Raw genomic sequence first — 22,357 nt, 5'->3', positions numbered from 1 at the left:
GCGGCCGTCCGGCCCGGCCGGCTCTCAGAAGCCGAGGCGCTCCCGGCGCACCGAGTACACGACGAAGCCCGCGCCGACGGTGAGGAAGAGGGTCCCGCCCACCACGTACGGCGTGGTGTCGACGCTTCCGGTGTCCGCGAGTTCGGTCCCGTCCACGCCGCTCGCGGTGGTGTCCGCGGCCTGCTCCGCCGTGCCCGGACCGGCCGCGTCCATGCCGGTGGAGACCGCCCGGCCCTGCTGCGTGACCTGCGCCGTCCGTACCGCCGGTGCCTGCGCTCTCGCCGGATGTTCCACCGTCGCGTGCGCGGACGGGACGAACCACAGGGCACCCAGCAGGGTGCCCGCTGCGGTGGCGGTCAGCAACGTACGGCGAGCGGATGACACGGAATATCGATCCCCTTGTGGCGCTGGTGAATTGGCCGTGTGGGGCGATGTTAGTGAAAGTCGCGGGTCACGGGAAAGTCACGGCGGGTTCGGGTCGTACGCTCCGGGCATGAGCACTGCAGAGACATCACGATTTGTGCGGCTACGGGTGGAGCTGGTCCTCGAGATCGACGACGAGGGCGCCGTGACGCACGCCGCGCGGCGGCAAGTCGCCGAGGACAAAGAGGTCCCGGCCGGGGAACGCGCCCAGGTGGAAAGCGCTGTGACGCAGGACACCGCGGAGGCGCTGGCCTATCTCGTCGATCCCTTCGTACTGGTCGACGGCGTCCCCGGCGTCGAACTCCAGCAGGCCTCCTGGTCGAGCGAGCACATCGACTACGACCCCGATTCGCCGGACTGGGAGTTGGGCGAGGATGATGTCGACGAGGACGGTGAAGAGGACGACGAGGGCGGGGTAGTGGATGGCAAGGAGTACCGCGGGTACTCCGTCTGAAGCCGCCCGGACCGTCGTGGACCCCGGGCGGGTGGGGTGTGTCGCGCAGGCGCCGCCCGTCCGGAGGGCGGGGAAGGGCGCGTCCGCGCAGCACGCCCCGGCGCGGTCCGGGGTCCTTCCGTCCCGGCAGGTGAGCGGACCGGCGCCCGTACCGGTCGGCGCGCGAACGTGTCGTGTCCCACCCCAGGACCCCCTGGGGAACGGGACGAAGCGCTCGTAACGTTGATGATTCTCAGCGGGGGCTCGGGGTTCATGGGGATTCGGCTACGATGGAGAAGCGAGTGATGACGGAAAGTAAGCGGCGCAAGGGTCTGATGACCGCATCCGCGCTGCTCGGCGGTGTACTGATGCTCACGGCGTGTTCCGGCAACAGCAGCGCCACGGGTGCAAGCGGCGACGACACCTCCCAGGCCAAGGCCGACAAGGCCGCGGCGCAGGAGACGTCCGACGCCCAGATCAAGATCACGCCCGGGGACGGCACGGACAACGCATCCATCAACAACGCAGCCAAGGTCACCGTCTCCCAGGGCGCCCTGACCGCCGTCACCATGACCACGACGGACGGCAAGCCGGTCGCGGGCCAGATATCCGCCGACAAGACGAGCTGGAAGCCCAGCGCCCAGCTGGAGCGCGCGACGACCTACAGGATCGCGGCGAGCGCCACGGACTCCAAGGGTCGTGCCGCGCACGAGAACGCCTCCTTCACCACGGTCGCCCCGGCGCACAGCTTCATCGGCAGCTTCACGCCCGACAACGGCAGCACCGTCGGCGTCGGCATGCCCGTGTCGGTCAACTTCGACAAGGCGATCACCAACAAGGCGGCCGTCCAGAAGGGCATCACCGTCACCTCCAGCAGCGGCCAGGAGGTCGTCGGCCACTGGTTCGGCGCCAACCGACTGGACTTCCGGCCCGAGAAGTACTGGACGGCCGGCTCCACCGTCACCCTGAAGCTCTCCCTCGACGGCGTCCAGGGAGCCCAGGGCGTCTACGGCGTCCAGCAGAAGACGGTCACCTTCCACATCGGCCGCAACCAGGTGTCCTACGTCGACGCCAAGACCAAGCAGATGAAGGTCACCCAGGACGGCAAGGTCGTCAAGACCATCCCGATCTCCGCGGGCGCCCCGGACCACACCACGTACCAGGGCCAGATGGTGATCTCCGAGAAGTTCGCCCAGACCCGGATGAACGGCGCCACCGTCGGCTTCAAGGACGGCGACGGCAAGGGCGAGTACGACATCAAGGACGTGCCGCACGCCATGCGCCTGACCACGTCGGGCACCTTCATCCACGGCAACTACTGGGGCGCGCCGTCCGTCTTCGGCAGCACCAACACCAGCCACGGCTGTGTCGGCCTGCAGGACAAGAAGGGCGCCAAGGACCCGAACACCCCGGCGGCGTGGTTCTTCAACCACACGCTCATCGGTGACGTCGTCGTCGTCTCCCACACCGGCGACAAGACCGTCGCGCCGGACAACGGCCTCAACGGCTGGAACCTGAGCTGGGACCAGTGGAAGGCCGGTTCGGCCGTCTGACGCCCCGGCACCCCGCACCCGATGCCGCCCCTCCCGGGGGCGGCATCGGTGCGTCCGGGGCCCGGAGCCGTGAAGCGTCGGGGCCCGGAGCCGTGACACGTCCGGCTTCTCATCGTCCTCTCAGGCCGGCCTCAAGCCCTCATCACGGTGCGTCCCTACCGTGCGGCCCATGTTCTTCACCTACCTGAGGCGCGAGCTGCGCCGCCGCCGCAGGGCGGCCCTCGTCGTCGCCTCCGGCCTCGCCCTCGGCATCGCCCTGGTCATCGTCGTCACCTCCGTCTCCACCGGCATGAACAGGGCGCAGAGCCAGGTCCTCCAGTCGCTGTACGGACTCGGCACCGACATGACGGTGACGAAGGCGGCCGCGCCCACCGACGGCGCCTCCCAGCGGCCCCGGTTCCACTTCGGCGCGCAGGACGACGGCGCCAAGGGCACCCAGAGCAGCGACCGGGTCTTCGCCCAGGGCTTCACCACCCTGCCCGCCACGACCGTCACCGCGGTCGCCGGCCAGCACGGAGTGGCCTCGGCGGTCGGCGGACTCAGCCTCGACGTGGTGAAGGTGAACGGCCAGTTCACCCGCGGCCGTTTCCAGCAGCAGGGCGGCACCGGCGGCGGGCGGCGCGGCCCCGGGGGCTTCGCGCAGGGCCAGGTCCGGGGCGGCGGCGCCGACTTCGACGTCAACCAGTACTCCGTCTACGGCACCGACGTCGCCCACCCCGCCCTCGGCCCCCTCACCTCCTCGAAGATCACCAGCGGGCGGAACTTCACGGCGAAGGAGACCGACAGCGCCGTCGCGGTCGCCGACGCGGCCTACGCCCGGCAGAAGAAGCTCGCCGTCGGCGGCAAAGTCACCGTCAAGGGCGTGGCGTTCGCGATCGTCGGCATCGCCACCGCCGACAGCGGCGACGCGGCCGCCGACCTCTACGTCCCGTTGAAGCGGGCGCAGACCCTTGCCGGCGACAAGGACAAGGTCACCACCATCTACGTCAAGGCGACGGACTCCCAGTCCATAGCCGCCGTGAAGAAGACCATCCAGAAGAACGTCTCCGGGACCACCGTCACGACCTCCGCGGACCTCGCGAACACCGTCTCCGGCTCCCTCTCCACCGCCTCCGGTCTCGCCACCACCGTGGGACGGTGGCTGTCGATCGTGGTACTCGTGGCCGCGTTCCTGGTCGCCGGGCTGCTGACCGCGTCCGCCGTGTCCCGCCGGGTCCGCGAGTTCGGCACGCTGAAGGCCCTGGGCTGGACGTCCGGCCGGGTCACCCGGCAGGTCGTCGGCGAGGCGATGGTCAACGGTCTGGTCGGCGGGGTGCTCGGCATCGCCCTCGGCCTGGCGGGCGCCTACGCGGTGACCGCGTTCGGCCCCACCCTCCAGGCACAGCTCGGCGGTTCAGGCGGCCGGTCCGGCGGCTTCGGTGGCGGCTCGGGCGGCTTCGGCGGGGGATTCGGCGGCGGCTTCGGCCCCGGCCGGCGGGCCGCGAAGTCCCTGGAGGTCGCCCTCACCGCGCCCGTCAGCCTCACCACGGTCGCCCTCGCGGTCGCGCTCGCGGTGGCCGGCGGCCTGATCGCCGGGGCCTTCGGCGGCTGGCGCGCCTCCCGCCTGCGCCCGGCCGACGCCCTGCGCCGGGTCGAGTAGCACCCGCCCCGCCCCGCCTCCCTCACGCACCTCAGGAGCTGCACCCCATGTACGAACTCACCGGCGTCACCAAGCGCTACCCCCGCGGCAAGGACGTCGTCCACGCCCTCGACGACGTCGCCCTCACCATCGGCGACGGCGACCGCCTGGTCATCCAGGGACCCACCGGCGGCGGCAAGTCGACCCTGCTCCAGATGCTCGGCGGCCTCGACCGGCCCACCTCCGGCACGGTCCTGCTCGACGGCACCGACCTGGCGGCACTGCCCGAGGCCCGCCTCACCCGGGTGCGCAGCGAGAGCATCGGCTTCGTCTTCCAGTCCTTCAACCTGATCCCGACGCTGACCGCCCAGGAGAACGTCGAGACGGCCCTCGTCCCGCTCGGCGTGCGGGCCGCCGACCGGCGGGAGCGGGCCGCGCAGGCCCTCGCGTCCGTCGGCCTCGCCGAACGGCTCGGCCACCTGCCCGGTGAGATGTCCGGCGGCCAGCAGCAGCGCGTCGCCATCGCCCGCGCGCTGGTCAAACGGCCGAAGGTGCTCCTCGCCGACGAACCCACCGGCAACCTCGACGAGGCCACCCGCGACGAGATCATGGACGTGCTGGAGAGCCTGTGGGAGGAGCACGGACTGACCTTCGTCATGGTCACCCACGACTCCACCCTGGCCCGCAGGGCCCCGCGCCTGGCGACCCTCCGCCGGGGGCGCATCACCGTCAAGGAGAACACCGGCGCCTGAGGAGCACCGGGTCAGGGGCGCACGGCCGTCGGGGTGCACGGGCCCGCGACCCCTGGTCCGCGACCCGGGGCGGCCGGAAACCGGGCGTCGGGCGGCCCACCGCCGTGTCCGGGCCGGGCGGCGGCCGGCGGGCTCACGGGCCGGGCCGGCTCCCGGGCCGGTGCGGGCTCACGTGCCGGGGCCGGCACCCGTGCCCGCCCCGGGCCGGGAGCCCGCCCCGGTGCCCGCACGGGTGGCGTCCGCGCCCCAGCTCGCCAGCAGGCGCAGCGCCTCGGCGGAGGAGGAGCCCGGCTCGGCGTGGTAGACGAGCAGTGTCTGCTCGCTGTCGTCGGCCAGCTTGAGCGACTCGTACCGCAGGGCCAGCTCCCCGACGAGCGGGTGCCGCAGCTGCTTGACGCCGTGGCTCTTCTCCTTGACGTCGTGCGTCGCCCACAGCCGCCGGAAGTCCTCGCTCTTCACCGACAGCTCCCCGACCAGCGCGGACAGCCGCGGATCGTCCGGATAGCAGCCCGCCTCCATGCGGAGCGCGCAGACGATGTCGATCGCCTTCTGCTCCCAGTCGACGTAGAGATCGCGGTACTCGGGGCGCAGGAAGACCAGCCGCGCCCAGTTCCGCTCCGGGGCCGGCAGCAGGGACCAGTCGCCGAAGACGGCCGCCGCCATCCGGTTCCACGCGAGGATCTCCGAGCGCCGCCCCACGACGTACGCCGGAACCACGTCCAGGGTGTCCAGCAGCTGCCGCAGCGACCCCCGCACCTGCTGGGTCCGCACCGCCGCCTTCTTCTTGTGCTTGGGCTTCGCCAGATGCGTCAGGTGCGCGTGCTCGGCGTCGCTCAGCCGCAGCGCCCGCGCGATCGAGTCCAGCACCTCCGCCGACACGTTCCGCCCGTTGCCCTGCTCCAGCCGCGTGTAGTACGCCACCGACACCCCGGCCAGCTGCGCCAGCTCCTCCCGGCGCAGCCCCGGCACCCTGCGGTGCCGTCCGTACTCCGGCAGCCCCACGTCCTCCGGCTTCAGCCGGGCCCGCCGGGTGCGCAGGAACTCGCTGAGCTCGGCCCGCCGGTCCAGTCCCGTTCCGGCGTCCGCCCCGGCGGGCGCGCCGCTCGCATGCACGGCTTCGGGCTGTACGTCCATGACCTCCAGTATTCATGGTCGTACGCACATGAGCCTGACCCCGCCAGTGGTAGGCACGGTGAACGTAGGCAAAGGCGTGACCTGGGTGGACTCCGCGATCCCGGGCACCCTGGAGAGCGTGCCCGGACGAAAGGCTGCCGGGCGCTACCGACCGCTAGGAGAACCCCCGGCATGACCACCGTTGCTGCATACGCCGCACCCGCCGCCAAGGCTCCGCTGGAGCGCACCACGATCGAGCGCCGTGCGGTCGGCGAGTTCGATGTCCTGATCGACATCAAGTTCGCCGGAATCTGTCACTCCGACATTCACCAGGCCCGAGAGGGCTGGGGCGAGGCGATCTTCCCGATGGTCCCCGGCCACGAGATCGCCGGCGTCGTCTCCGAGGTGGGCCCCGGTGTCACCAGGTTCCAGGTCGGCGACCGGGTGGGCGTCGGCTGCATGGTCGACTCCTGCCGCGAGTGCGAGAACTGCAAGGCGGGCGACGAGCAGTACTGCGTCAAGGGCGCCACGATGACGTACAACGGTATCGGCAAGGACGGGGAGCCGACCCAGGGCGGCTACTCGGAGAAGGTCGTCGTCGACGAGAACTACGTCCTGCGCATCCCCGATGGCCTGTCCCTCGACGTCGCCGCCCCGCTGCTGTGCGCCGGCATCACCACCTACTCCCCGCTCAAGCACTGGGGCGCCGGCCCGGGCAAGAAGGTCGCCGTCCTCGGCATGGGCGGCCTCGGCCACATGGCCGTGAAGATCGCGCACGCCCTCGGCGCCGAGGTGACCGTCCTGTCGCAGTCGCTGCGCAAGAAGGACGACGGGCTGAAGCTGGGCGCCGACCACTACTACGCCACCAGCGACCCGAAGACCTTCGAGGAGCTCCAGGGCAGCTTCGACCTGATCGTCTCCACGGTCTCCGCATCGCTCGACTTCGGCGCGTTCCTGTCGCTGCTCAAGACGCGCGGCGCGCTGGTGAACGTGGGCGCCCCGGAGGAGCCGGTCTCCCTCAACCTCTTCTCGGTGATCGGCGGCGGCAAGACGCTGGCCGGCTCCATGATCGGCGGCATCGCCGAGACCCAGGAGATGCTGGACTTCTGCGCCGAGCACGGGCTGGGCGCCGAGATCGAGCTGATCTCCGCGGACCGGATCAACGAGGCCTACGAGCGCGTCCTCGCCAGCGACGTGCGCTACCGCTTCGTGATCGACACCGCCACGATCTGACCCCTCCCGGCCCCACGAGGGGCCACCACGTCCGGGGTCCCGGAGCCGACGGCTCCGGGACCCCGGATGCGCCCTTCCGTGCTCGACCGGCTCCGTGCTCGATCGGCGGCACCGGACGGTCCTGCATCCGGCGCACGCTCGCCCGCCCCCGCGGCGACGCCCAGGCCGACGGCAGCAGCTGCCCCCCGTCACGCTCACGGTCGACGCGGCCCCTGCAGGAACGTCCGGCGACGAAGGGGCCCGCACGCGGGCCCGCGGCGAGCACTCCGCCCGCGTCACCACCGCGCCCTCTCCTTCACGCGGCGGCCGCCCTGCCCCCGGACCGGTGCGCCGACACGCTGCCGCGCTCCAGTGGGGTACCGGGGCGGCGTCCGCTGCGCCCCGCCGGCTCACGCCACCGCGGCGGCGGTGCGGTGCAGCGTGAACCAGAACGTCGGCACCGGGTTCGTGCCCGGTGTCACGTCGACCAGCCGCCACCCGGCGAACCGGGCGCGGAGTTCGTCCGCGGTGACGCCGGAGATCGGGTCGTCGAACGCCTCGGGCCCGTACCCGAACATCAGCAGCCGTGCGCCGGGCGCGGCCCGCGTCGTGAGGCCGGCGGCGTAGGCGTCGCGGCGGTGCGGCGGAATGCCGCAGTAGCAGCTCAGGTCGAAGAACAGGTCGTACGGCCCCGGCACGCCCACCTCGTCGAGCCGGGTGGCGTCCCCGCAGAGCACCGTGACGTCCGCCCCCGCCGAGACGGCCTTCTCCCGGGCCTGCCGAACCGCGCGGTCGATCAGATCGACGGCCGCCACCCGCCAGCCGTGCCGGGCCAGGTACACCGCGTTGGTTCCCGTGCCGCAGCCCAGTTCGAGGACACGACCGGGCGTCAGCGCGTCGGGCCCCTCCACCAGGGCCACCAGCTCGGGCGGCGTCACGCCGGTGTCCCACGGCGGCCTGCCGTCCCGGTAGTAGTCCTCCAGTTCGCGGCGCACGGCCCCCTCCTGGTCGAGCTCCACAGCCGATCGCGTCTCGCTCATCGCACACGCCTCCAAGAAGCTAGAGTCGAACTCTAGTGTTTGACTCTAGAGATAGACTCCCGACATGGATGCGGTCAAGCGGTCCGACGGGCAATCCGAGAAGCGGCCCGACAAACGGGCGGAGCGCTCGCGGCGCACCCGCGAGAAGGTCGTCGAGGCGGCGCGGGAGCTGTTCGTCGCGCAGGGGTACGGGGCGACGAGCCTTCAGGAGGTCGCGGACCGAGCGGGCGTGGCCGTCCAGACCGTCTACTTCGTGTTCCGCAACAAGCGTGCGCTGTTCAAGGATGTCGTCGACGCGTCCATCGCCGGAGACACCGAGCCGGTCGCCACGATGGACCGTGACTGGTTCCGCGCCGCGTGTGCCGAGCCGACGGCGGCCGGCCAACTGAGGGCCCATGTCCGGGGAGTGCGCGAGATCCTCGGCCGGGTCGCCCCGATCACGCCGGTGATCGCGGCCGCCGCGGCAACGGATCCGGAGATCGCCGCGCAGTGGCCCACCGGCCCCGACCCGCGCTACACCGTCCAGCACGCCGCGGCGGAAGCGCTGGTCTCCAAGCCCGACGCCCTCCCCTGCGTCGATGCCGACCGTGCCGCTGACCTGCTGTACGGTCTGCTCAGCCCGGAGCTCTACCTGGTCTTCGTCCGCGACCGCGGCTGGTCCCCCGACGCCTGGGAGGAGTGGGCCTGCGCGACCCTGGCTGTCCAGCTCTGCAGCGGCGGCGCCTAGGGCCCGACGGGCCGGGAAGCCCGTCCGTCACGTGCCGCCGCACCGGGCAGGCGGCTGCCGCGACGCGTCCGCGGAAGTGCAGACCGGGACCTGTCGCCGGTCGTGCCACGGGGGGAGCGCCGTCTGCGTGGGGGTTTCGGGGGTGCTGCTGGTGCCCTGGTGGGCCGTGTCGCCGCTGTAGGCGGCCGTGATGGTGTGCGTGCGGGGACTGCCGATCCGAATCCTCCAGCGACGCCGCCTACGACTCCTCGTACTTCAACCACCCGGGCGTCGCCATCACCGTCTCCTCCGGGGACAACGGCCACGGCGTCGAGTACCCGGCGGCGTCCAAGTACGTGACGGCGGTCGGCGGCACGTCCCTGACGGCCGCCTCCACCTCCCGCGACTGGACCGACACGGTCTGGAGCGGAGCGGGCTCCGGCTGCTCCACGTACGACACCAAGCCCAGCCGGCAGAAGGACAGCGGCTGCGCCAACCGCACGGTGGCGGACGTGTCGGCGGTCGCCGACCCGAACACCGGCGTCGCGGTCTACGACAGCTACCGCTCGGCCACCGGCTGGATGGTCTTCCGTGGCACCAGCGCCTCCTCCCCGCTGATCGCGGCGACCTACGCGCTGGGCGGCACCCCGTCCGCCGGCTCCTACCGCGCAGGGGCCGGCCCCTTCAGCCCGCCCCTGATGGTTCTGGAGCCGCCCGGGGTGGCACAGGCCGCGGACTTCCTCGCGCGTGTCTCTTTCGACGAGCTGTGGCACGTCGCCGGTGCCACGCTCGTCGGCGGGGGCCCGGACGAGGCGCAGGCCAGGCGGGAGTTCCTCGACCGTCACAGGGACCTCCAGGGGCTCTACGGGCGAGCGGCTGCAGCAGGCCACGGCGTGGTCAAGGCGGTGTGGGCCTGAGGCGTCGTCACGTCCGGGGGGAGGGGTCGGGAGCCCTGTGGCCTCCTCCGGCGCTCCTCGGTGCAGCGGGCCCACGGAAAGTGCGGAATCGTGGTTTCAGCGATGCAATGGCCAACGCCCTCGAACCAGAGCGTCCGAAGAGAGTGCCGTCGCACGACTGCCTCATGTCGGGCTCTTCATCCATTCGATGAGCCGAGTCCACGGGCCGGCTCCCGATCGGCCCGGTGAACCCACTGAGCGCCCAGGAGTCCGTGTGCGTTGCGACGGCTCACCCTGTCGCGCCGGCACCGATTCCGATCGAGTCGTCGCCTCCACGAGGCGTGCACCTCTGCGCTCCGCAGGCTCACACGTGCACCGCTGAGCCGTTGGCACGCCCATCAGCACCTGGTCCACATGCCTCCCACAGCCCTCGTAGGTCACCTTCCGGCACGACCGGCAGACAGCACGTTGACACATAGCTCCCCTTCAATAACTCTGCATTCAAGATCCACGATATTCACTTCACCACCACAACAGGCTCCAGTGTTTTCACCTTCTCCCTCAATGAGTGACTTATATCGGCACGAGTCGCAATCATAAGGTCGAATTGTGACCCGAGTCGCACCCGTGCCGGTCGCGGATGTCCAGAAATGGGATACAGGAGCCTCATGCCCGTTGCGTGGAATATCTTCCCAAGTAGCGTCAAGTGGCCTGATTGAAAAAATACACTGAAGTTGCTCGCGACAGCGAAACGGTGATTGCATCACGCCCGGTCGAGGAACGGACGCACAGCGTCTTATTGTCACTGCCTGTCACCGCATTGCTTTTCAGATCGTCGACCGGGCACAGCGAGGGCAGGAATCGAGAACGGCAACCGCTCTCCCCGTATGGGCGGTGCGCCGGTCAGGAGGGAGCAACGTGGGTTGCTCACACGCCGCAGGATGCCCCCTTTTCCCCCTACTCAGGGCGAGCTTGCAGGGCTGGCGTGAATACTACTGCGACAGCCATGATCAATGGCTCGGCTGTGCGCGCTACCAGATGTCCCTCACCGGTGAGCGCGTGCCGATCAATCTGCTGCCCAACGGGGCCCGCGCACGTCACCTCGAAAATGTGACCGAGGGCCGATCCGGCGCCACCAACCCGGTGGCGGGACGGCAGCCCCCTCCGCCGCGGCGCGCTCCGGGGCAACCGGAGACCGGGTCCTGGGAGGCCGCGTCCTGGCCCCAGTCGACGCCGGCCTGGCCGCAGTCGACGCCGGCCTGGCCGCAGTCGACGCCCGCCTGGCCGCATGAGCAGTCAGAACCCAGAACTGCGACACCGGAGGCCATGGCCCAGTTCGGGGCGTCAGCTCCGTCGGCACCCCCATGGCATCACCAACCGTCACCGCCCCCGCAGGCTTCCCGGCCTTCGGACACCTTCGCTCGGCACACGCGGCAGACGCCCCGCCAGAAGCGCGGCATGTGGGCTCGACTTGCCGATTGGATGAGAGGACCCGCATGACGAACTACTGGCCCTGGTGGGCGGGCGCTATCGGGCTCGCTCTGGTCACCATCAACCACACCCTCATCACCGATCGGTCCCTCGGGGTGTCGGGCGCGTGGGACCGCGTGCTGCACTGGCGCCGTGAACGCCGCCTCGAACAGATGGAGGAGGAGTTCACCGACGATCGAGCTCTCGCCGAGGCGCTCGCGGCAGCTACGGCGGAGCACTTCGGCACCGGCACCGACGCGTCCAGCGTGCCGCAGGTGCCGTACGGGGTGTCGCAGCCGCTCGAAGCGGACGCCGAGCCGGCGGCGGGTGAGAGCCCCGCGGCCACGAGCCTGCGCCCGGCCCCGCTGGTCACCCAGGCTGCCCTGCTGATCTCGGTCTTCCTCGGCGGGCTCATCGCCGCGGTCACGTCCGGGCGGTTCCACCTCCGGTACGACATGGGGCCGGGTTTTCGGAACCTGGTCACCGCCGATCCGACCACCATGATCGCCGTGCTGTTCGTGGGCGGCGTGCTGGTCGGCTTCGGCACGCGGCTGGCCGGTGGGTGCAGTTCCGGCCACGGACTCAGCGGCTGCGGCCGGCTGCGCCCGGTGAGCATCGTCGCGACCGCCGTGTTCTTCGGCACCGCCGTCGCGGTGTCGTTCCTCCTGTGGAAGGTGATCTGATGCGCACTCGAGGCGCGATTCTGCTGGCCAGCATCATCACCGGACTGGCCCTCGGCTATACCGTCACCAACATCGGCTTCGGCGACTACACCGAGCTGAACCGCATGTTCACCTTCCAGGACCTGCGCATGTTCCTCTCCTTCGCCGGCGCTGTGATGATCATCGTGTGCGCGTTCGCTCTGATGCGGGTCCGCCGCACCCCGGGGCGCATCCACGCCGGTGTGATCCCCGGTGCGGTGCTGTTCGGTACGGGCTGGGCGATCTCGGGCGGGTGCCCTGCCATCCCGATCATCCAGGTCGCCAGCGGATACCTGCCTGCCCTGGTCACCATCGTCGGTGTCGTCGTCGGTATCCGGCTGTGCCGCTGGGCCAACGCCCGATACTTCCACCTCGACCGCGGCTCCTGCGGGTTGTGACCGAAGGCGCCCACCGAGGCGAGCCGTGCAGGCGGGGGCTCTCGCCGTGACGATCCCCCCGACGTTCTGCGGCCCCCGTGCACACTTCGGACGGGCGGCGCGGACCGGCTGTCATGAGGACCCGCCGAAGGACGAAGCGGCGTGCGCGATACGTGGCCGGGTCGCGACGGCATCAAGCAGCGCCGTTCGCAAGCGTGCTGGACTTGTGACCATCTCCCGCCGCCAGTGACATCCCAGGGGCACGGCGCGCTGGAGAGAGTGACCCGATCATGAGGGTCGAGGCGCCCGCCCTCATGGGGAGGTACGCGGGCGCCGACCGCAGGAGCGAGCCGACCCCCCGTGCGGGCTCGCCCCTGCACTTGTACGGCAGCCCGGGTGTTCCACGTGGCAGTGTCACCCGGGCTGCCGTCATCAGCGGCCCCTTCGAGGAGTCCGGTCACGCCTGTGCGGACCCGGCGCCCGGCGGCCGTGCCTCGTGCGCCGGGTCTCGCATCAGGCCGATCGCAGCAGGTCCCGTTGTGTTGCCGTCACCTCGGGCGGGACACGAGCAGCCGTCCGCCCCGGCGGCACCGATCGGGCAGGGCACTCCCGTCCCTGCGGGCCCGCCCCGCCCCGGTTGCTGCGCATTGTTCTCCGCGCCGTTCGCCGATCTTCACGTGCCGGAGCGGCAGGAGCCGGAACGGTTGTCTGAGATGGGTCGCGCACAAGGCTGCGGACACTGCCGCCACCGGCCCGCACCACGCTCCGAGCTTGAGGAAACCATGAATCACAGTGCCCTCGGCAGGAACTTCCGAGGCGCCGTCCGCGTGCGCGCGGGCCTCGGTGCCGCAGCCGTACTGGCCGTCGTCGCTCCCGCCCTCGTCCCGAACGCGGCGCAGGCCGACCCCTCGAGCACCGCGGTGCACACACAGTGGTCGACCGAGACCCTCGCACCCGGCGTACAGGTACGCGAAGGGGAAATCCGGCGCGACGACGTCCGTCACACCTGGACGGTCACCGTCCAGTCCCCGGGCGTCGGCCGGCTGACCGGCGCCGCGACCTGGTCCGAGGTCGGCACCCGGAACTGGGCCGGCACCACGGCTCGGAAGCTGCGCGAGGCGGGGTTCGAGCCGCGTGTGGAGACTGTCCGGTGGCCCGACTACTCCGACACCCCGCACGGGGCGATGGGACATCGGGTTCGGATCGGGTCCTTCCCGACCCAGGCCGAAGCCCAGACGCGGGCGGAGTCGATCACCTCGGCCGGTTTCCACGCCGCCGTCGCCTGGACCGGATACGACATCCAGCAGCCGGCCGACCGGGAGAACGTCCATGTCGCGGTGATCGACCCGGGTGTCTTCAAGGGCACTGTCGAAGGCACCCACGACGGCAAGGTCGCGCAGCGCGAGACCCCTTCGTCGGTCGGTGCCCGGCTGAACTCGCTGGTCGCCGTCAACGGGGGCTTCTTCGTGACCTCGGACGCCGACGGCGTACAGGGCACCATGTCGGCCCTGAGCGCCTACGACGGCCGGTTGGGGTCCATGGCGGCCGGCTCGCGGGCGGCGCTGGTCCTGGGCGACGGCGGCCGTCACGTCCGCGTGGCCGATCTGACCACCACCGCCACCGCCCGCTCGGGCCGTTCCTCGTACGCCATCCAGGGCATCAACCGGGTGCCGGGACTCGTGCGCGACTGCGGCCGTCCCGGTGCAGCACCCAGTGACCGGCCCTGGCAGGACGTCACCTGCCGCATGACCGACGACCTGGTCCAGTTCACCCCGGAGTACGGCGCCGACCTGCCCACCGGCCCCGGCGTCCAAGCCGTGCTGGACCCGTCCGGCCGGGTGGTCTCGGTCGGTACGCGCGGCGGACGGGTACCGACGGGCACGCGTGTCCTGCAGGGCGTCGGAAGCGCTGCCGACTGGCTGGCCGCCCACGCCGAGTCCGGCAGCCGCGTCGGCGTCGACGAGGTCGTGCGCGACACCGCCGGCCGGCGCGTCGCACTCGACGCTGACGACTCCATCGTGAGTGCTGCCCCCACCCTGGTGGAGAACGGCCGCATCGACATCGACGCGGCCGCCGAGGGCGTGGTCGACCCGCGGGACCTGTCCTTCGGGTACGCGTGGGCCGACGTCCGCCAGCCGCGCACGATGGCGGGTGTCGACCGGAAGGGCAGGCTCATCCTGGCCACCGTCGACGGGCGGCAGAAGGGCGGCAGCGAGGGCTTCACCCTCTACGAGGCGGCCGAGTTCATGCGTTCGCTCGGCGCGGTGAAGGCGCTGAACCTCGACGGGGGAGGCTCCACCGCGATGGCCGTGCGCGGCGCCCTGGTCAACAACCCCTCGGACGCGACCGGCGAGCGCCCTGTCGGCGACACGGTGCAGGTGATCCCCGCACGATCCCACTGACAGCGGCCACCCCGGTCTTCCACGCCCTCCTCCTCCGCACCGAGTTCCTGCACCGCCTGGAAGCGGTGCGGAGGACGCAGGCAGGCGGCGTCATCAACCCTCGTGTGTGCGGGGGCGGAGCAGCGATCGGCACCCGTGTGTCGAGCGAGCCGGACAGAAGCGGCCGCATCACCGCCAGTGACCGGGTGGGACGGCCTGCGCGTCCCTTGACGTAAGTCTGCACGCACGGGGGAGCCGAGCCGCAGCACCGAACGCCTTGCCGTGCCACGGTCCGCCCTCTTCACGTGCCGGGGCTTGCGTCCGGCCAGGTGCGCCGTCACGCGTCCGGGGCCGCACCCCAGGTCCGCGACCGGACCCGGACCGGTCGTCCGCACCAGTTCGGCAAACCCCGACAGCATCGCGCGTGACAGCGGGTCCATCGCGGCGGGAGGCGGGAGGCGGGAGGCGGGACGCGTTCGACGCAGTCGGCGGCGATCGTGTCGTACGACTCGCGGACGGCGGTCAGAAAGGAGGGCTCAGTCATGCGGGCGACCCCAGACCGGGCAACTGACAGACCGTGGAACGACCTTCAGCCGACCTGCGCGACATCCACCGCTGCCGACGCCCAGCCGTCCCACCACGCCGGTGATCGTTTGCGGTCACGGCACCAGACGGCACCAGACGTCCGTGGCCAGCCGAGGCGACACCAGGAATGAAGGCCACGGGCCCGGACAGGAAGCTGCCGATCACGGCAAGCGTGACGAGGGCGGCCTTGCCGTCCGAGAACAGGCGTTCAAGGCACCTTTCGTCCAGTCCCGCCCATGACTCCGTGCAGCCCCACCCGCTGAGCCCGGAGTGAATCACTGTGGTGCGGCAGGGGGCTGTGAGGCCGCGGACAACACCTCGCTCAACTGGTCCTGCTCAGGCGCCGGACTCGGTCGGTGGGTCGCTGAGGTGGCCGGCGACGAGGGTGAGCCAGGCGCTGGGCGAGTACGGGGTCGGGGGATCGATCTCCATGCCCAACTCGGCGACTGCCAAGGCGTAGTCGGACTCGTCGAGGCCGAGCGCGAGGAGCTCGTGCAGCTCGCCGACGAGGCGGGCGACGAGATGGGGGTCGGTGGAGGTCCGGTAGTCGGCGACGGCCGATACGTGGTCGTCGAACTCGTCCGGCATGTCCTGGGAGAACCAGCCGCCGAAGAACTGGCCCGTCTCCGGGAAGCGGGCGTGCCACTCCCAGTGCGTGACGGGGGTGGCCGGGGGCGGGACGTCGCCCTCGTCGATGCTGTGCTTGACGTGGTCGGCGAGGCAGGACAGCCACCGCTGGATCTCGCCCTCGGGCAGGCCGATGTCGGGGATCGCGTAGAACTCGCCGAGACGCAGTCGCAGCCGGCCCGGCGGAGTCTCGGCGTACTGCCGCAACTGCCGCTCCGCGACGGCGAGCGCCCAGGGCCGGCTGTGCCAGGTCTGTCGCAAGTAGGCGGTCAGGGCCCGACTGGGCTTGTCGGGGGTGTCGTCGGCCGGCTGTCCGGCGTAGGCGCGGATCACCTGGTCGAGTTCGCCGTAGCGGTGGTCGTGTTCGAGGGGGCTCAGGGGCACCGTGGTCAGCCTCTACGGGTCGTCGCTACAGGTAGATGGGGAAGGTGGCGTGGACGGCGAAGCCGTGCGGGTGGGAGGCGTCCCGCTTGAGGATCACGCGGGCCGCGTGTACGTCCACCGGATCTCGCCCGGCCAGCAGCATCGCCTGCAGCAGGACGCGTCCGACCGGATCGGACCGGGACGGCCAGGACGCCTCGATGGTCAGGCGCGGGCGCGTGGATTGGGCCAGCCAGCGGTGGATGGCTTGCTCGTTGGCTGTGACCACCTGCTGGGTGGCCCACTGCGCGGTCTCGCGGTCGGGGTAGGTGGCGGAACGGGTGCGCACCTTCGATCCTCTCTCGAAGAGTTGCAGGGAGCGGCCGGGCGGCTGAGAGCGGCTAGTCGTCCTCGAAGCGCCAGAGCACCAGCACATTCTCGTCCGAAACCCCGACGAGGCAGACGTCGATGGTTTTGCTCGTCAGAGTATTGGTGTGAAATGACGCAGCCAGAAAGTCGGCCTCTTTCCCATCTTCAGCGTGTCCATGATTGGTGAAGAAGTGCGTGCCTTTCCCGGTGCATCGCAATATTTCCTGCAGACAGGCGTCCCGTTCCACATCGGATGCGTAAAGGGACTCGTGAGGGCCGTACAGAAGAGATCCGACCGAAATCAGCCCGGCCAGATCCAGGGCTTGGGCAGGTGAGACCTCCAAGAGGCTGTCTTCAAGCTCCCTGTGGCTGACCTGCCGGAGCACGGGATCATCCTGGATGATCTCCATCACGGTCTCGTGCCAGTCGACCCCCTTGCGAGTCATGAGCGCGGCGAAGCACTGGCGTTCGTCGAAACGCCCCCGCGCGCAGGCCGGCAGGCCCGGCTTCCTTGCCGTCATAGATCCTCCCACGGTGCGCTCACGGAAGCGTCGGCATGGATGTGTAGACCACGTAGGGCGGGTGAAGGCCGTTCTTGTACTTGAGTACGACCTTCACCGTGTGCGTGTCCTGCGCCGCGCTCGCCCGAGGGTCACTCGCCTCAACGGTACGCCCGGTCACGGAATTGAACTTCACCGGATCGAGGGTCAGGATTGAACTGTCCCTGCGTGGCCTGGACAGCCATTTCTTGATCTTTTCTTGATTGTCCACGCCGGCGTTCTGCTGACCTGAATTTCCGGACGGTCCCACATACTCGAGCGTGTTTTGAGTGTATTTCTGTGCTGATGTCAGGTCGGTGAAGCTGGAAGAGGCGTCGATCGTCGGCTGATCCCTGAGTCGCTGTGCCAATTGCCCATCGGTCTTGCCCACATGTTTGTCGATGATGTGGCTCCCGTGGACTCCTTCCTGATTCGCCAGATCGATCGGATAGGCGTGATTCGACTCGCTGTCCCCCGGCACCGTGTACAGTGGGTTTCCCTTGAAATCCGTTAATGCCCGCGCACCGAACGCCTCCGCTCTGGCCGTTTCGGCGTTGAAGGTCGGTGCGCTCGTGTACGCCTCGTCCAGGGACGGCAGAAGCGCCTTGATTTCGGCGACCTGCCGATGAACGCGGTTGTTGTAGGCCGACACGGCGTCGTTCAGGGCGCCCTCGTCGATGTTCAGCACGATCCCGACCGAGACGTCCGCGACCAGGCCCTTGCCCGCTTCCCACAGCCCTTTCACCAGGCTCTTGGCGTCCGTGACGTCCAAATCTCTCGGATCGAGCTGCTTGAGACTGTCAATGACGGCTTGGCGGTAGATCCGGTGCAGATCGTCCCGGACGTCCTCGGCCGCCTTGGCGACGGCATAGACCGCATCCACCATGGCGTCGCAGGTGTCGAACAGCACGGCGAAGACGGGGTGGCTGGTCCCCCTCTTCTTCGCGTCGTCGTTAGACCAGTCGTAACCCTCGCGGTTCTGGCCCCAGGCGGAGGTTCCCCACAGCGTGCTGCAGAACGTCCGCATCGCGCCGTACCACTCCTGGTTGGCCTGGTCGGTGATGCTGTCGATGAGGCTCGTCAGCATGCCGTCCACCATGCTGAGTGTGGTCTGCGGCATCCGCCATGCCTGGGAGATCGAGTACAGGCGCAGGTGGTTCGGCAACGGGAGAATCGTTGCCGCCTTGCCCCAACGGCACTCGTGCTCCAGCAAGGGGCGCATGACCGCCAGGACCGCGGCCTCCAGGCCTTCCAGGGCCTCCTGCATCATGCTCTGGCCCGGGTCCAGATCTCCCCACTTGAAGTCCGTGACTGGACCATACGCAGGGGGCTTGTCGATGACATGCGGAACGGGCCGGTGCGTCGGGTGTCCCGCCGGAGCAGGGTGTGTGGCGGCATCGGCCGCCGCGTAGTTGTTGGCGGTGGTGGTGAATCCGACAGCGGCGCCGCCGACGCTCACCACCGACTTGGCCCACACCTCGAGGAACTTCTCGGCGATCTGCCGGTAGGCGGTCGTGAACTCTTTCATGGCCGACCCTCTGCCGCCACCGTCCGGGTAGCGCGCCAGTTCGTCGAGGAACGACTTGATGCCCCGGTCCAGGGGATCCTGCTGGCCCGCCACCCTCGTCGAGACGCCGTAGAGGACGCACGGAGTCACGTCGATCGTCCCGCTTCCGGCAGCGGGCGGAGTGGCCATCAGGTGGCCCCCCAGCCTCGCAGCACCGCCCGGTGTGCTGCCGTGTAGTTGGCATGGCCGGTGGTGACGTAGGCGTGGAGCCACTTCTGGGCTGCCTGCAGGTCCTGGGCGGAGCGGTCCCATTCGTCGAGTTTCTGGACGAAGACCTCGCGGGTCTCGCCTTTCCAGGACAGGACGACCGGCTCGACGCGCTCGTAGAGGTCGTCGAGCTTGCCGTTGAGTTGCTTGAGGATGTCCTCGAGTTCGGTGGCGAGTTCGTGAAGAGTGGAGAAGGAGACGGTTATGTGGCCGTCGTCGGCAGCGGGCCCGGTCGACATGATCCCCCTTGGTGTCGGCTACTGGGCTTGTGGAGGCGTACTTGGCTGGGACCGTTCAGGTCAGAAGGAGTCGAGGCTGCTGCGCGGTGGTGACGGTGCACCGCTCGGCCCGGTCTCGGGGCCGGGTGTGGAGAGCTTGTCGACCTCGCTCGTGATGTCCACCTGGATGCGCTGCATCTGGTCGAGTACGTCCAGGTCGTGTTCGCCGAAGCCGTCGCGGCTCAGCCGTACGGCCGCCTCCAGCAGTTTCATCACTTCACGCATACGCACGGCGTCCTCGGTGGCCGCCCGGTGGAACTCGCGGTACGCCGTGGCCGCCGGACTGCGCCAGCCGGCCTCGATGCGGTCGACGATCGCATCCATGCGCTTGACCTGCTGGTCGAGGTGGTCCTGCATGTCGCCGAGGTCACCGGCTAGCTTCGTCAGGCCTTGCGACGACACGCGTAGATCGGGGCCGCCCGTCCTGCCTGCGCTGGTGCCAGGTGCTCCCACGCCGTATCCCCCATCCCGTCGGCATCGTGAGTCACGACAGACTTAAGGATCTTACGGAACGTGCATCAGGAACGCGGATGTACGGGTGGAACAGAGCGAGACGACGGAGCACGGCGGTCTCAAGTCCCGGCAGAGCCGACGTCGGTCACGTACGTCGCAATCCACGCGGCCGTGGCGCCATGCAACGGGTGATCGATGCCACGGCCGGTCGGCTGGAAGCTCAGGCGACCCGTCCCGCCCAGGCCGCAGTCCCCCCGGGTTCTTGCCGCCCGAGAGGTACTGCTGGTGACATGGCTCGTCCGTCATGAGGGGAGCCGCTCGCGGAGGGCCGGGAGCGCGTAGTCCGTGATCGCGATGGTGACACCGCGGGCCACTCTGCTCGGATCGCTCCTGTGCGGGTGCCCCCTCGTGGTGGCCGGTGGTCGTCGACCGCACGGCGGGTCGGGCGGGCTCGGAATCGCCTGGAACCCTCGAGCGTTGAGGACAGGGGCAGGGATGCCGCGGAGCTGACAGAAATTGGAGGGGCCGTAATGACTGGGCAGACGCAGAGGGCCGTGCTGGCAGGTGGGTGCTTCTGGGGGATGGAGGAGCTGATCCGCCGACTCCCGGGCGTGACGGCGACCCGGGTCGGATACACGGGGGGTGACGTGCCCCACGCGACGTACCGCAACCACGGCACGCACGCGGAGGCCATCGAGATCCTTTTCGACCCCGCGAAGACCGACTTCCGTGCGCTCCTGGAGTTCTTCTTCCAGATCCACGACCCGACCACCAGGAACCGCCAGGGCAATGACATCGGCCTCAGCTACCGCTCGGCGATCTACTACGTGGACGACGAGCAGAAGCGGATCGCCGAGGACACGATCGCGGATGTGGACGCCTCCGGACTGTGGCCCGGCAAGGTCGTCACCGAAGTGGAGCCGGTCGGCCCCTTCTGGGAGGCCGAGCCCGAGCACCAGGACTACCTGCAGCGTTATCCGGACGGCTACACCTGCCACTTCCCGCGCCCGGGATGGCGGCTGCCCGCCCGTGCGGAGGACTGACCACGAGGTGGCCGGGAGAGGGCGGAGGCCGCTCGGCCGAGGGTCGTGTCGTGGCCCCGATCGCCGAACGGGGACCTTCGGTCCGAAGCCGTGAGCTCAGCCGTCGGTCCTGACGAGACCGGTGGGGCAGGACGCGCCCCGGTTCGCCCCGCCGGTGGAGCCGCCCCGGTGGCCGACCAGGCTGGTCCGCACGCCCGCCGGGAGCTGCCAGAGGGTGCGCTCGGCGTCCCAGAAGCAGCCGAGGCCGAAGCCGTCGGTCTCCAGGCCCTGCGGGTACGGGCCGAGCAGTGCGTGGCCGAGGACCGTGCGGCGGCCGGGGACCGCGAAGGCGGCTCCGGGCGGCCGCGCAGAGCCTGCTCGGGGGCCGGGGGCCGGGGGCCGGGGGCCGGGGGCCGGGGAGCGCGGCTGTGCGGGAACATGCGGTCTCCCATCGGAGGTCCGCCCCCTTCGACGTGCGGGGCGGCCGGTGCATTCCGGCCCCGCGCGGCACCGCACGACCGGCCTCCTCGGCTGGCCCGCGGCTCAGTGCGGCAGGGTCGCCGGGCTGCCCCCGTTCGCCTCGTAGCCCGCCACCGCCAGGGCGCGGTAGACGGCGAACTCCGCCGCCGGATCCTCGGAGAGCGTCCAGGGGACCGCGCCGACATGGCCGTCGACGTGCACCAGCTGGCTCATCGCCTCCGCCCACCGCTCGGAGCGCACCAGGAAGAAGACCAGCAGGTGCCGCACGTGCGCCAGCATCGGGTCGTCGGGGCCTGCCGCGTGGACCGCGAAGAGCGCGCCGTGCACCGCCCTGGTCACGACCTCGCTCTGGTAGAAGCCGCTGACCAGGTTGACCTCGGGGAGGTGCTCGAAGACCGCGAACAGGGGCAGCGCCGCCAGCAGCGAGCCCTGCGGGGCACGCGCCGCCGCGGCCGCCGCGAAGGACATCGCCAGCTCGCGCGAGCCGTGCCACTTCTCGCACCAGTAGTGCAGGGCCGCCAGGTGCGCCCCCATGTGGTGCGGTGCGGTGTCCAGGATCCGCAGCCAGAGCTTCTCGAACTCCGGCTGCGAGTACGACAGTCCGCGCGCCACCGCCAGCTCGACGATGTGCGGGACCGGATCGCCGGGGGCGAGCAGCGCGGCCTGTCCGCAGGCGTCCCGGGCCTCCTCCATGATGATCCGGAACTCGTCCGTGCCCGGCGTCGACGTCCGCCACGCCTGCTGCACCAGGAACTCCGCGTGCACCGCCGCGCCGCCCGGGTCCTTGGGAGCCTCGGCCCGCCAGACCCGCAGCCACTGCCCCCCAGGGGTCTCGCTGACCCCGCCCGGCCGCTGCTGGAGCTCCAGGGACGCCGCGCCGGCGAACGCCTGCACGCGCTGCCAGCGGCGCTCACCCTCCGTCTCCGTGCCGGCCAGGAGCTGGGCGGCGGCGCGGTGGTCCTGGGTGCGCTGCACGACGTCCAGGACGTCCAGCAGGTCCTGGTCGGGGCCGGGCATCCGGACGTCCAGCTCCTCCTGGCGCACGAAGCCGTAGTGCGCCGGGTCCGCGGCGTCCGGGTGGCCGGGGGGCACCTGCTCGATGCCGCCGCGCCTGCGGCGCAGGACCGGGAGCAGCACGAAGCCCAGCAGCACCAGCGCCGTCAGGACCCAGAGAATCGTCATGCATCAAGCGAAC

21 protein-coding genes and 3 pseudogenes are annotated in these 22,357 nt (G+C 70.4%); 11 read left to right on the top strand and 13 right to left on the bottom strand.

The features are described 5' to 3' along the window. Positions 1-24: 24 nt before the first annotated feature. Positions 25-384 carry a hypothetical protein gene (locus tag P3H78_RS06115; RefSeq protein WP_276107742.1) on the bottom strand — a complete coding sequence of 120 codons (360 nt, stop codon included), beginning with the start codon at positions 382-384 and terminating at the stop codon, positions 25-27. A gap of 109 nt (positions 385-493) precedes the next feature. On the opposite strand from P3H78_RS06115, the gene P3H78_RS06110 reads away from it, so the two are divergent. From P3H78_RS06110 to P3H78_RS06095, 4 genes are all read left to right on the top strand, one after another. Next, entirely contained in the window at positions 494-877 is a 384-nt protein-coding gene (locus P3H78_RS06110; protein WP_276107741.1) for a hypothetical protein, read from the top strand. A gap of 284 nt (positions 878-1,161) precedes the next feature. Continuing rightward, a complete protein-coding gene (locus P3H78_RS06105; protein ID WP_276107740.1) occupies positions 1,162-2,409 on the top strand; it encodes a L,D-transpeptidase in 1,248 nt (415 codons plus the stop codon). Positions 2,410-2,578: 169 nt separating this feature from the next. Continuing rightward, positions 2,579-4,048, top strand: coding sequence for an ABC transporter permease (locus P3H78_RS06100; RefSeq protein WP_276107739.1), 1,470 nt, complete (start codon positions 2,579-2,581; stop codon positions 4,046-4,048). A gap of 47 nt (positions 4,049-4,095) precedes the next feature. Continuing rightward, positions 4,096-4,779 carry an ABC transporter ATP-binding protein gene (locus P3H78_RS06095; protein ID WP_276107738.1) on the top strand — a complete coding sequence of 228 codons (684 nt, stop codon included), beginning with the start codon at positions 4,096-4,098 and terminating at the stop codon, positions 4,777-4,779. Positions 4,780-4,947: 168 nt separating this feature from the next. Here P3H78_RS06095 and P3H78_RS06090 read toward each other — a convergent pair whose 3' ends face one another. Further along, complete coding sequence (locus tag P3H78_RS06090) at positions 4,948-5,913, bottom strand: helix-turn-helix domain-containing protein (RefSeq protein WP_276107737.1); 966 nt, start codon at positions 5,911-5,913, stop codon at positions 4,948-4,950. Between the two features lie 171 nt (positions 5,914-6,084). On the opposite strand from P3H78_RS06090, the gene P3H78_RS06085 reads away from it, so the two are divergent. After that, entirely contained in the window at positions 6,085-7,125 is a 1,041-nt protein-coding gene (locus tag P3H78_RS06085; protein WP_276107736.1) for an NAD(P)-dependent alcohol dehydrogenase, read from the top strand. Positions 7,126-7,514: 389 nt separating this feature from the next. Here P3H78_RS06085 and P3H78_RS06080 read toward each other — a convergent pair whose 3' ends face one another. Next, the gene (locus tag P3H78_RS06080) at positions 7,515-8,144 is read right to left on the bottom strand and encodes a class I SAM-dependent methyltransferase (RefSeq protein ID WP_276107735.1); all 630 of its coding nucleotides are present in this window, start codon (positions 8,142-8,144) and stop codon (positions 7,515-7,517) included. Positions 8,145-8,208: 64 nt separating this feature from the next. On the opposite strand from P3H78_RS06080, the gene P3H78_RS06075 reads away from it, so the two are divergent. Both P3H78_RS06075 and P3H78_RS06070 read left to right on the top strand, forming a co-directional pair. Beyond that, complete coding sequence (locus P3H78_RS06075; RefSeq protein WP_276107734.1) at positions 8,209-8,871, top strand: TetR/AcrR family transcriptional regulator; 663 nt, start codon at positions 8,209-8,211, stop codon at positions 8,869-8,871. Between the two features lie 215 nt (positions 8,872-9,086). Beyond that, positions 9,087-9,521: pseudogene (locus P3H78_RS06070) on the top strand (peptidase S8); the annotation flags it as partial. A 408-nt stretch (positions 9,522-9,929) separates the two neighbouring features. Here P3H78_RS06070 and P3H78_RS33660 read toward each other — a convergent pair. After that, complete coding sequence (locus P3H78_RS33660) at positions 9,930-10,223, bottom strand: DUF8730 family Cys-rich protein (RefSeq protein WP_498073043.1); 294 nt, start codon at positions 10,221-10,223, stop codon at positions 9,930-9,932. Between the two features lie 1,019 nt (positions 10,224-11,242). Here P3H78_RS33660 and P3H78_RS06065 point away from each other — a divergent pair. From P3H78_RS06065 to P3H78_RS06055, 3 genes are all read left to right on the top strand, one after another. Next, entirely contained in the window at positions 11,243-11,899 is a 657-nt protein-coding gene (locus tag P3H78_RS06065; RefSeq protein ID WP_276107733.1) for a YeeE/YedE family protein, read from the top strand. Next, on the top strand, positions 11,899-12,315 hold the full coding sequence (locus P3H78_RS06060) for a YeeE/YedE thiosulfate transporter family protein (RefSeq protein WP_276107732.1): 417 nt from the start codon (positions 11,899-11,901) through the stop codon (positions 12,313-12,315). The genes P3H78_RS06065 and P3H78_RS06060 overlap by 1 nt, the downstream gene beginning before the upstream one ends. A gap of 761 nt (positions 12,316-13,076) precedes the next feature. Next, a complete protein-coding gene (locus tag P3H78_RS06055) occupies positions 13,077-14,696 on the top strand; it encodes a phosphodiester glycosidase family protein (RefSeq protein WP_276107731.1) in 1,620 nt (539 codons plus the stop codon). 299 nt (positions 14,697-14,995) lie between these two features. On the opposite strand, the pseudogene P3H78_RS06050 reads toward P3H78_RS06055, so the two are convergent. From P3H78_RS06050 to P3H78_RS06020, 7 genes and pseudogenes are all read right to left on the bottom strand, one after another. Beyond that, a pseudogene (locus P3H78_RS06050) lies at positions 14,996-15,219 on the bottom strand (SAM-dependent methyltransferase); the annotation flags it as partial. 377 nt (positions 15,220-15,596) lie between these two features. Beyond that, positions 15,597-16,271: a contact-dependent growth inhibition system immunity protein gene (locus P3H78_RS06045; RefSeq protein ID WP_276107730.1), complete on the bottom strand. Its 675-nt coding sequence runs from the start codon at positions 16,269-16,271 to the stop codon at positions 15,597-15,599. A 25-nt stretch (positions 16,272-16,296) separates the two neighbouring features. Continuing rightward, the gene (locus tag P3H78_RS06040; protein WP_276107729.1) at positions 16,297-16,683 is read right to left on the bottom strand and encodes an RNase A-like domain-containing protein; all 387 of its coding nucleotides are present in this window, start codon (positions 16,681-16,683) and stop codon (positions 16,297-16,299) included. Continuing rightward, positions 16,649-17,137 carry a hypothetical protein gene (locus tag P3H78_RS06035; protein WP_276107728.1) on the bottom strand — a complete coding sequence of 163 codons (489 nt, stop codon included), beginning with the start codon at positions 17,135-17,137 and terminating at the stop codon, positions 16,649-16,651. The genes P3H78_RS06040 and P3H78_RS06035 overlap by 35 nt, the downstream gene beginning before the upstream one ends. A 19-nt stretch (positions 17,138-17,156) precedes the next feature. Beyond that, positions 17,157-18,851, bottom strand: coding sequence for an RNase A-like domain-containing protein (locus tag P3H78_RS06030; protein ID WP_276107727.1), 1,695 nt, complete (start codon positions 18,849-18,851; stop codon positions 17,157-17,159). Further along, entirely contained in the window at positions 18,851-19,168 is a 318-nt protein-coding gene (locus P3H78_RS06025; RefSeq protein ID WP_276107726.1) for a WXG100 family type VII secretion target, read from the bottom strand. The genes P3H78_RS06030 and P3H78_RS06025 overlap by 1 nt, the downstream gene beginning before the upstream one ends. Before the next feature lie 60 nt (positions 19,169-19,228). After that, positions 19,229-19,609: a WXG100 family type VII secretion target gene (locus tag P3H78_RS06020; protein WP_276107725.1), complete on the bottom strand. Its 381-nt coding sequence runs from the start codon at positions 19,607-19,609 to the stop codon at positions 19,229-19,231. A gap of 581 nt (positions 19,610-20,190) precedes the next feature. Between P3H78_RS06020 and msrA the strand changes: the two genes are divergently transcribed. Beyond that, positions 20,191-20,703: a peptide-methionine (S)-S-oxide reductase MsrA gene (gene msrA / locus P3H78_RS06015; protein WP_276107724.1), complete on the top strand. Its 513-nt coding sequence runs from the start codon at positions 20,191-20,193 to the stop codon at positions 20,701-20,703. A 153-nt stretch (positions 20,704-20,856) separates the two neighbouring features. On the opposite strand, the pseudogene P3H78_RS06010 reads toward msrA, so the two are convergent. After that, positions 20,857-21,122 (bottom strand): annotated as a pseudogene (locus P3H78_RS06010) (peptide-methionine (S)-S-oxide reductase MsrA); the annotation flags it as partial. 103 nt (positions 21,123-21,225) lie between these two features. Next, positions 21,226-22,344, bottom strand: a complete 1,119-nt coding sequence (locus P3H78_RS06005; RefSeq protein ID WP_276107723.1) for a hypothetical protein — start codon at positions 22,342-22,344, stop codon at positions 21,226-21,228. Between the last annotated feature and the right edge of the window lie 13 nt (positions 22,345-22,357).

Origin of the sequence: Streptomyces tropicalis, from assembly GCF_029269835.1 — a bacterium.
GTDB lineage: Bacteria > Actinomycetota > Actinomycetes > Streptomycetales > Streptomycetaceae > Streptomyces > Streptomyces tropicalis.
This window is presented reverse-complemented; position numbering and strand designations above follow the sequence as displayed.